Here is a 9,343-nt window from a genome sequence, read left to right as displayed (position 1 = left end):
CATGTCAGGGACAGGAGCTTGCTGCTTCACCTTGCTAAAAGAGAGGCCTTATACCAGGCACAGCATGCCATAGCTTGGCTCTAAGGAGCAAGTAACGCATCTAGGGGGGGTAATGCTGACAAATATAAAAAAGAAAAATAGAATAATTGGAAATAACTAGGGCCGGGCTGAAGTGCGCCCTTGCCCTTGGCAAGACTGTTGTTGTGTACTGAGCAACCTGGAAATGAATATTACTCCCCTACATGAGGCAGGCCATGCTGCCCAGCCTCTTCTGTCATAAACAGAGCCCCCGGCAAAGGCAACTGCTGCCTAAACCGGGGGATTTTTTCAAATATTTTCGAGACTACTCGATAAACTACTGATAGAAAGAAGAGTTCGCATTACGCCAATCCCCTACGTTTCATTTCCTGCTGCACCAGCTTAAACTCCCGCCCCATATCCCCGGTCACAGAAGAATTCTCCTCTGCGCGCCGGATCAGATAGGGCACCACCTCTCTCACCGGGCCGTAAGGCAGGTATTTGGCTGCATTGTAGCCCGCTGCACCGAGGTTGAACGTCAGGTTGTCGCTCATTCCGTACAACTGACAGAAATTGAGGTGTGGATGCCCTTTGGGCAATTTGCGCTGCTCAATGAGGGCGGCCTGCAACAGGCAGGAATCCTGATTGTGAGTGGCATTGCAGGAAGCGATGCGCTCGTAATTGTCCAGACAAAAACGGATGCCCGTGTTATAAGCATCATCGGTGGCCGCTTTATTGGGGTGTATAGGAGATTCATAGCCCAGACGTTCTGCCCTGGCCCTTTCCTTTTCCATATAAGCCCCCCGCACCAGCTTGGCGCCAAGGATGAACTGCCCGCGCTCTGCCTGATGGAAGGAGTTGATCAGATAGGACAGCCGGTCTTTACGGTACATTTGGAAAGTATTGTAAACCACCGCCCGCTCCTTGTTATAGCGCCTCATCATCATATTCACAAAGTGGTCGATCGGGTCTTGTATCCAAGACTCCTCGGCATCGAAGAACACGCTCACCCCACTGCGCGCCGCCACATGACAGATGGCATCCAACCGTTTAAGCACGTTTTTATACTCCTGCCTCGTCTCTTTAGTGAAGGGCTCCCCTTCCTGTAGGGATTGCAGCAAGCCAAAACGGGCCATGCCGGTCACTTTAGTGCTGACCACAGGTATCTGCTCCGATTTCCCGGCAAACTCTATGGCCCGGATGGTCTCGTTCATCGTCTGATTGTACTCCTCTTCTGTCTCTTTGGCCTCCGCCCCATAGTCCAAGATGGTAAAGCACTTCTGCCGCCCGAGGTTTTCGATGACCGGCATACAGTTGAGCAGGGTCGTCCCTCCACAAAACTGCTCGTAAATGGTATGCTTGACGATGGCCTCCACAAATGGCAGGTGCATTTTTATGGCGGCCAGCCCCAATTTTGAGCCTATGCCCACCAGCCAATGACGGTTCATCAGCCCAAAAATCCAGGCAGACTTTTTCAGCTCCTCATCGTCTTTGCCGGCAAAGGCAATCTGAGTGTTGGCAAAATCCACTACCGGCTTCTGATTGCCGTGCAGTACCTCTTCCACTACCTGCTTTGTCTTTTCGATATCCATTACGGGCTTACCTGCTTTTTCCATGTAGCATCAATTTGCGGTTCAATTTACGGGCAATAGCCAATAATCCAAGCTTTTCTATCTATAATTTGCCGCTTTGGCTCAGGCGTTCCAAATAGCCCAAGCGGCCTCTGCCTGGCCGTACAGCATCTCCAGGCCGTTCATCGCCTTTGCGCCCTGCAAGCGCCCATTTCCCATAAAGCGGGTCTCTTCCGGGTTGTACACCAGATCGTACAAAAAGTGGCCTGCCCCCATTGCTCCGTAGGGCAGTGCCGGGCACCCCTCCGTATTGGGCGACATCCCCAGGGGGGTAGTGTTCACGATCAGCCGGTGCGCCTTAGCCACTGCTTCATCTATCTCTGAATAAGCCAATTGCCCTTCCCCCTTTTTACGGGACACCAGCTGAAAAGCGACCCCTAACCGGCCTAGCACATAAGCCACTGCCCTCGCAGCACCGCCCGTGCCCAACACCAACGCCTGTAGCCCGTCCAGTTTCACCCCATTGGCCTGCAGCCAGCGGCACAAGCTCTGCTCAAACCCGATCACATCGGTATTATAACCTACCAGCTCGCCCCCGCGCCGCACAATCGTATTCACTGCGCCCACTTGTGCTGCCCCTTCATCAAGCCGGTCCAGATAAGGGATGACCGCCTGTTTGTAGGGGATGGTGACGTTCAGGCCGATTAGGTTAGGGTGGGCTTCCAACAAAGCAGGGAAGGCTGTGATCTGCTCCAATGGGAACAGCTCGTAGAAAGCCCCCGCTATACCCTCCCTGGCAAATTTCTCGTTGAAGTACCGCTTCGAAAAGGAATGGGACAAAGGGTAGCCGATCAGGCCAAAAAGCCGCTCGTATTGGTCTGCTGCTGCCATTACTTATCTTTTTGGTCTACGTATTCCAATACGAACACCAAAGCCAAGCCGGCCAGCATACAGGCTACCGCTCCGCCCAAAAAAGCAGGCCCCACCTCAGCAGCGTACTGCCCGGGCAGCAGGTTAGCTTCCCGGACTACCTTGTCCACTACCACGCCAGGGCCGATGCTCACCAGCTCACCTTCCTCGGTCAGCCCAAGGATGGCTTTGCGCCATGGCCAGATTTTGTTCAGGGAGCCCAGCATAAACCCGGTAAGGACGGCCAATGTAGGGTTGTGATAGTGCTTGAACGTCCAGGACAGCACCCTGGAGAAAGTCGCCAGCCCGAGCAGGCAGCCAGCCCCAAACACGCCGAGCACCACCAAGCTCTCCGGCGCCAAGGTCTTGATCGCCTCCTTGATGGTTGGGATGATGATGGTGTACATGCCCATCAGCAGCAGGATGAAACTGCCGGATATGCCTGGCAAAATCAAAGCCGATATCGCGATCACCCCAGAAACAAAGACCAGCCCAAGGCTCGTGCTACCCTCTGCAGGGCTGGCAATCGTGATGATGTAGGCAATGACCGTGCCCGCTATCAGGCCCACCGCTTCTACCCCGCTCCACCGCCCCACCTGACGCCCTATGTATAAGGCAGAGGCGATGATGAGCCCAAAAAAGAAAGCCCACAATAGAATAGGGTAATGCTCTAGCAGGTGGGTGATGCCAAATACGCCGACGATGATACCGCCCAACATGCCCGCCAATAGGGCCACCAGGAAGCTGCCGTTCGCTTTTTCCCAGGCTGAGCCCAGCCCTCCGCTGCGGAAAGCCCGCCATACCTCCGGCCCCAATATGTTTTTAATGGTATCCAACAGGGTTTCATAAATCCCTGTGATAAAAGCGATTGTACCGCCCGATACTCCCGGGATGACTTCCGCCATACCCATAGCCATGCCTTTCAAGGCCAGGCTCAATTTTGCAGTCCATGTACTCATGCCGGCAAAACTACGCAATGCCACCAAATAATTGCCCTACACCAGGGGGTTATGTCAGCAGGTTTCGATAGCGGTAGAGAGGGTGCGCCCCTGCCAGGCAGGTCCTATGCACCAGGGGCCGCTACGCTACAGGCTACGGCCCTGCCTGCGTCGGGCCAGCCGGAGGCTGCCTTCCGCATCGCTCGCACAGCCAGGCAGTGGCTGCTATTCATGGGCCCTGCCCTGCTGTTTTCCAGACTGTACCCGCTCTTCTAGTGCCCGAAGCTCTTCAGCCTCCCCTGGGCTCAGCTCATAGCGGTCTATATTCAGGTCAGGCTGCCCGGCATCCACCCAGGCGGTGTACCAGGCACTGCCTATGGCATGCACTGCATCGCGCAGGCGCTGCTCTACCATGCCCGACAGCCGTCGGTGGTAGGCCGCAGCGTACTCCTTGCACTGCGTGCGGATCGTCCGGCCCAGGCGCTCTTCATAGCAATACTGCTTGTCTTCCGGGAAAGTCTCGCTCAGCTCCCGCTCTATGTGCAGCACACTGTCTACCAAGGCATGGCTGGCCAACACCACTTCCCAATAATAGGCATTGGGGTCGGCGATGTAATCGGCTTTCCCGACAAAGTAATCGTACTCGCGGTCTGCAAAAAGCTCGGGTATACGGCTCTCCCAAAAGGCGTGTATGCCTACCTGATTGGTGAGCTGCCCGTTGTAATTTTCGGTAGTGTGCAGGGGCACATGCCCATCCCCTATATAATGGCCAAACTCTGCAGCTGTGCGCAATATGGCCGGCACATCCTTCCTGCGGAAAGCTTCCGTGAGCCGCCGCTGCATGACCGGCAGATGATAGGGCAAAATCCCATATTCAGAAAAGTGGTCTACAGCATAAGCAGATGCACAGGGCAGGGCTTCTGCCGACAGGCCAAAAAGCTCGCGCAGCGTGTCACAGTCTACCCGCCATTCGTCCTCATAATATTGCGGCATAAGGTTTTCCTGAAAGAAAGACCGGTATGCAGAGGCATAGGGCGCCTGTACCTTGCCCGCGCCCAAGTCTAAACTGATCAAGACGCGCCCGTCAACGGTATCCCGGCTCAGGAGAAGGGTATCCCCACTCGGCTGCAACAGCCCCACCTCCGTAAATTTCATCAGGGCATCCGTCCAGTTGCGGGGCACTTCCGGGAAAGGCGCTTTGCCCCAGTGGTCGATGTCAATATAATGACGCACCGCCTCATGCCGGGTCGCATACCTCCGTTTGTCCGGGTCTACAGCATGCTCGGTGAGGTACTCTATGTTCTGCTTGAAGAAGGGGATCATCTCCGGGGGCAGCGTGAACACCGCCAAACGGTTGATCCGGCGGTGCCCCCAGAAGCCCCAACGCTCTGATGGGGCTGCCCCGGCAAGAAGCAGGCAAACCAAGACAAATACAAATGGGCTGACCCGGAAAGGCCTGACCCGTTTGAGCGGAGCACCGGCACACGTAAAAGACGAGCGGATCATACGGGCGGGCTGCACGAGCAGCGTGCGCAATCGTTCCATCAGTTCAACAGTTTGGCATCCTGAAAAAAGGAGGGGTACCCCCAAAAGGCTTTCTGCACCACCATATGCTGAGCGAACATAAAATCTTTGTCATTCCACCATACAAAATAGCGGAAAATATCTTGGCTTGGGGTCAGGTACTCCCCGGTCTTGGGGTCCTGAGTGACGTAATTGTCTGGGTACATCGGGTAAAAGCTCGCGGTAGTGGTATCTTGCTGCTGATCGACTAATGTGATGGTACAAAAAGGGATCTGCCGCAGCACGGAGTCCCTTTTTACATGGTCGTTACGGAACGATTCTGCACCAATGCTCTCGAAGTTGACCAAAAAAGCCTCAATACTGCCTGACCGGAAAGGGCGGTTGATCTCCGGAGTGATCTCGTAAAAAGGAGCGACTTTAAAACTGCCCCCCGCCCTCGACACCCGGAAAGATTGGTTCTTTTGCTTAGGGTACTCCACTGAGACAGATGCGATCTCCTCGATTGGGGTTTTAAAAAGGATCTTGTCGCGCCATTCGTCACCAAACCGCTTAAAGCGGACACTGACGTTGCCCTCCCAGGCTGGCAGTTCTACCACATAGGGCTGATCGGCCCCTTCCATGATCATATAGGTGCCCCGCTCATCGGCAGTTGCGCCCCCAACATAATAGGTCTTCAGATTCTCCCCTGCTTCATCGTACAGCTCCACTTTCATGCCTTCCGTAGCCAGCACCTTCACCATATTGTCTACTGCTTTGACCGGCGGCTTATACTGTATGCGCACCTGCTGAATGACATCGAGCAGCGGCTGCACTACCTGCATGTTCGTTTCGAATTGGCCGTTGTAGAGCCAGCCCCCTTTTCCGTCCCTTTCCAGGGTCGTACGCTCGCCTTTCCTCCCGGCAATAAAAATCTTGTGCACCCGCTCGATATCGGGCACAGCAAAGTCCCGGTCTGCGCCGGCCAGCGTCGTTTTCTGTTGTGCCTCGTCTTCGTTCAGGTACCAAAATGCACCGCCGCCAAGCAGCAGGAACAGCATCACTAAAATCAAAGTCCTTTTCATCGTAATTTCCCAGTGTGTTTGCAGGCCCACCAACCGGCAAGGCCCGTGAATACGGATCAGGCCGCGCGCGCAAAACGGCGGCGGCGTAGCCCATTGTAGATTAAGCCAAAAATACCCAAGAAAACCAAAGGCAGCCCGATATTGAACAGCTGCCACCAGCTCTTTTCGTCCCGCGCCCGGACACTGTCCAGCAGGCGCAGCTTCACCTCCTTGCCCCTAGCCTGAATGACCCCGTTTTCATCTACAAGGTATTCCAAGACATTGCTCAGCAGGTCTTTGTTGGCAAAAAGGTATTTATCAAATTCATTGTAGCCCAGCGGGCTGTAAGACTGCCCGTCTCTGGCCACTTTGTTGCGCGCCAGGTCTCCGTCAGAAATAACGACCATTTTGGTAGGCAGGCTCTCGGCTTTATATTCCATGCCCAGCTCCCGAAGGCCGCCCAGCATAGCTTCCGTTACGCGGTTCTGATAAAGAGAAGGGAATTGTCCTTCCAACAACAAGCCCAAGGTCTGTGGCTCCTGATTGAATTTATCCGGTTCTAAATCGTAGCGGAGGAACTCAAAGTTCATTTCTACCGGGATGAACTGCACCCGGGTATTACGGGAAGACTGCAACAGGGGGATTTTTTCCACTTCCGTTTTGACCGTCACGTCCAAATCAATAGTGCTGGGGTATTTCAAATTGATCAGCCCCATATTTTTGACAATAGGGTGCTGCCCCTGCGGAGCGATGACCGGGTGGTAAGGGTAACGGAAATTATCGAACTGCGGGGCATTGCCCTGCATGCCCACCACAAGAGGCACCGAAGAGCTCTGCATATCAAGCACCAGGTTGGGCTGAATGCGTATGCCATACCGGAACAGGAGGTCGTCCAGGTTGAGGTCATACTCGTTGGGGTAATACTTGGAGCGCCCCTGCAGGCTGTCGAGGTCTACCCTCACCTTGTCCAACAGCCATACCACCTTGCCGCCGTTCATGACATATTGGTCAATTTTGAACTTATCCCGCTCTGAGAAAGGCTGCGTAGGCTTGGCGACGATCAGCACGCTGCAATCCTCTCCTATAGCGACTACGCTATCGAGGTTGACACGCCCAATCTCGTAGTAATTGAGCAGGTCTTTCTGCAGGTCTGCTGTTTCGATTGGGCGCAGCTCGCCATGACCTTCCGTAAACAGCACGTTGGGCTTGCGGGTAGTCTGCAGGCGGGAGATGGCATTGGCCAGCTTGTACTCCAGCAGCCCCACCGAGTTGTTGAGGGTCACTTCCTGCGGCATGCCCGGCACTTCGTTCTCCAATAAGTTGACCGCGATATTCCGGTTTTTGTAGTACACTATAGCGTAAGGGTATATCATTTTCCGTTCCGTCCCTTCTACCCCTTTCACAGTCAACTGAGTGGGCACAATGCCCTGCTCTCGGAGTATTTTACGCCGCTCGTTGATCTCATCGACAGTACCATCGTTGGGGTTTTCAAACTCGTACTCCACAAAGCCCGAGACGCCCCGGAAGTCGTCCAAGACATCTTGTGCGGCAGACTGCAGCCTTTTGAAGCCAGCCGGGAACTCCCCTTCCAAAAGGACGCGGATGAAGACGACATCATCGAGCTGTTCCAGCATATCAGCGGTAGCGGGCGTTAGGGTGAAACGCTTTTCCTCCGTCATATCCAAGTAGGTATACAGCGCTTTCCCGCCTATGCGCGCGTTGGCCAGGATATTCACAAAAAACAGAATGCCGATAAACAGGCCCATCTGCACTAGGAACTGCGCCTTATCGGATTGCCGGTTGCCTTTTTTTCTTTTTGCCATGTACTTACAGAGTTACACTTTTCTGCAGAAATAATGAACACGAGTTGTATCAATGCCGCGGGCGGCTGTGCCAGCCTACCATTTGCGCCGCTCCACTGAAAGCAGGGCCAGGGCCAGAAATAGGGCGATAACAGAAAGGAAGTAAACAAGATCCCGGGTATCGATGAGCCCACGGCTGATAGACCGATAGTGGTAGTCGATGCCGAACATCTGCACGGCATCGTCCAGCCGTCCTACAAATACCGGCATCCGGCTCAAGAAATCGAAACCATAATAAAGGAAGAAGCAAAGGAAAGTCGCCAGCACAAAAGCGACAATCTGATTGTTGCTGAGGGAAGATGCAAAAATACCTATAGCTACATAGGCACCGCCCAGGAAGAACAGGCCGATGTAACTACCGGCCACGGCCCCGCTGTCGATATTGCCAGCCGGGCTGCCCAGCTCGTACATGGTATAATAGTACAGCAGGGTGGGCAGCAATGCAAAGCCTACCAAGGCGAAGCTCGCCAAGAACTTGCCCCCGATAATCTCCCAATTGCCGATAGGCCGGGTAGCCAACAGCTCTATGGTGCCCGTCTGATACTCTTCTGAAAGGGAGCGCATCGTCACGGCAGGGATGAGGAAAAGAAAAACCAGAGGGGCCAGCTCAAAAAGCGGTCCGAGGCTGGCATAGTTGACATTGAGCAGGCTAGTGTCTGGGAAGACAAAAAGGACCAGCCCAGTGGTCGCCAAAAATACCCCGATGACGATATAGCCGATCAGGGAGCTGAAAAAAGCATTGATCTCCTTCAGAAAGATGCTCGACATAAACAGGTTTTATTTGTTGTTCTTCACTGCCTCGCCAACAGGCAGCCACAAAGGGTTTCGGTCATCATAGATCAGCACGATCTTGTACAGGCGCTCGCTGCCAACCGGGGCTTCCTGTTCTTCCAGGGAGCGCAAAAGCTGAGCATCGCCTGCAATCAGCTGACGCACAGTGGGCAGGTCGAGCGGGCCTGCCTGTCCGGTGGCCAAATCAAAAATACGCTCCACTTCTACCGTCTCTGGCCGCTGCACAGCCGCTTTCCGGAAAGGCTTCCCGGTGAGGGGGTTATAAGCCGTAATCTCTACTTCCCGTACCCGGTCTTCTTCAAACCGGTAGTAGCAGATGCGCCCCCTGACACGCAGCCCTGCGAATGCCATAGCCCCGTTGCTTTGTTCTTCCTCCAAAAGGATGTATGGGAGCCCATCAATGACAATACCCCAGACCTCTCCTCTACCAAGATCTTGACCGGTGCGCTTATGGCGCAGGTATTCTGCTTGTGCACGGTATTTTTCCGGGTTAGCAGCCAGCCGCACGTTCAGGCTGTCCCAAGTATGGGCAGGCCGGTTCGCCAAGAGCTGCTCGCGGCCCGCGTACACGCCATCCTGAAAGCGGAATGCGGCCTCAAGGCGGGCGCTGTCTGCCTGTGCATACAGAAGGGATGCCTCAGTGCTCACGAGCATAGCCAAAATAAGAAAGATGTTGTACCTCATAATTT

At 54.4% G+C, this 9,343-nt stretch carries 8 protein-coding genes; all 8 read right to left on the bottom strand.

Going from position 1 to position 9,343, the window contains the following annotated elements; all coding sequences use genetic code 11:
- Positions 1-380 precede the first annotated feature (380 nt).
- The 8 genes from FRY97_RS12540 to FRY97_RS12505 all read right to left on the bottom strand — a co-directional run bounded on the left by FRY97_RS12540 (position 381) and on the right by FRY97_RS12505 (position 9,338).
- The gene (locus tag FRY97_RS12540) at positions 381-1,634 is read right to left on the bottom strand and encodes a proline dehydrogenase family protein (protein ID WP_147167883.1); all 1,254 of its coding nucleotides are present in this window, start codon (positions 1,632-1,634) and stop codon (positions 381-383) included.
- A 78-nt stretch (positions 1,635-1,712) separates the two neighbouring features.
- Positions 1,713-2,480 (bottom strand): shikimate dehydrogenase family protein, encoded by a 768-nt coding sequence (locus tag FRY97_RS12535; protein ID WP_147167882.1) that lies wholly within the window; start codon positions 2,478-2,480, stop codon positions 1,713-1,715.
- Positions 2,480-3,457, bottom strand: a complete 978-nt coding sequence (locus FRY97_RS12530; protein ID WP_147167881.1) for a DUF368 domain-containing protein — start codon at positions 3,455-3,457, stop codon at positions 2,480-2,482. The genes FRY97_RS12535 and FRY97_RS12530 overlap by 1 nt, the downstream gene beginning before the upstream one ends.
- 204 nt (positions 3,458-3,661) lie before the next feature.
- Complete coding sequence (locus FRY97_RS12525) at positions 3,662-4,981, bottom strand: zinc dependent phospholipase C family protein (RefSeq protein ID WP_246141710.1); 1,320 nt, start codon at positions 4,979-4,981, stop codon at positions 3,662-3,664.
- Entirely contained in the window at positions 4,981-6,021 is a 1,041-nt protein-coding gene (locus tag FRY97_RS12520) for a DUF4340 domain-containing protein (RefSeq protein ID WP_147167880.1), read from the bottom strand. Before FRY97_RS12520 ends, FRY97_RS12525 begins: the two co-directional genes overlap by 1 nt.
- A gap of 56 nt (positions 6,022-6,077) precedes the next feature.
- Positions 6,078-7,823, bottom strand: a complete 1,746-nt coding sequence (gldG, locus tag FRY97_RS12515; RefSeq protein ID WP_147167879.1) for a gliding motility-associated ABC transporter substrate-binding protein GldG — start codon at positions 7,821-7,823, stop codon at positions 6,078-6,080.
- A gap of 75 nt (positions 7,824-7,898) precedes the next feature.
- Complete coding sequence (gene gldF, locus FRY97_RS12510; protein ID WP_147167878.1) at positions 7,899-8,630, bottom strand: gliding motility-associated ABC transporter permease subunit GldF; 732 nt, start codon at positions 8,628-8,630, stop codon at positions 7,899-7,901.
- 9 nt (positions 8,631-8,639) lie between these two features.
- Positions 8,640-9,338, bottom strand: coding sequence for a hypothetical protein (locus FRY97_RS12505; RefSeq protein WP_147167877.1), 699 nt, complete (start codon positions 9,336-9,338; stop codon positions 8,640-8,642).
- Positions 9,339-9,343 lie beyond the last annotated feature (5 nt).

The organism is Phaeodactylibacter luteus, assembly GCF_007993045.1.
Classification (GTDB): Bacteria; Bacteroidota; Bacteroidia; order Chitinophagales; family Saprospiraceae; genus Phaeodactylibacter; species Phaeodactylibacter luteus.
The sequence above is the reverse complement of the archived record's forward strand: the minus strand, read 5'-3'. Positions and strand labels throughout refer to the sequence as shown.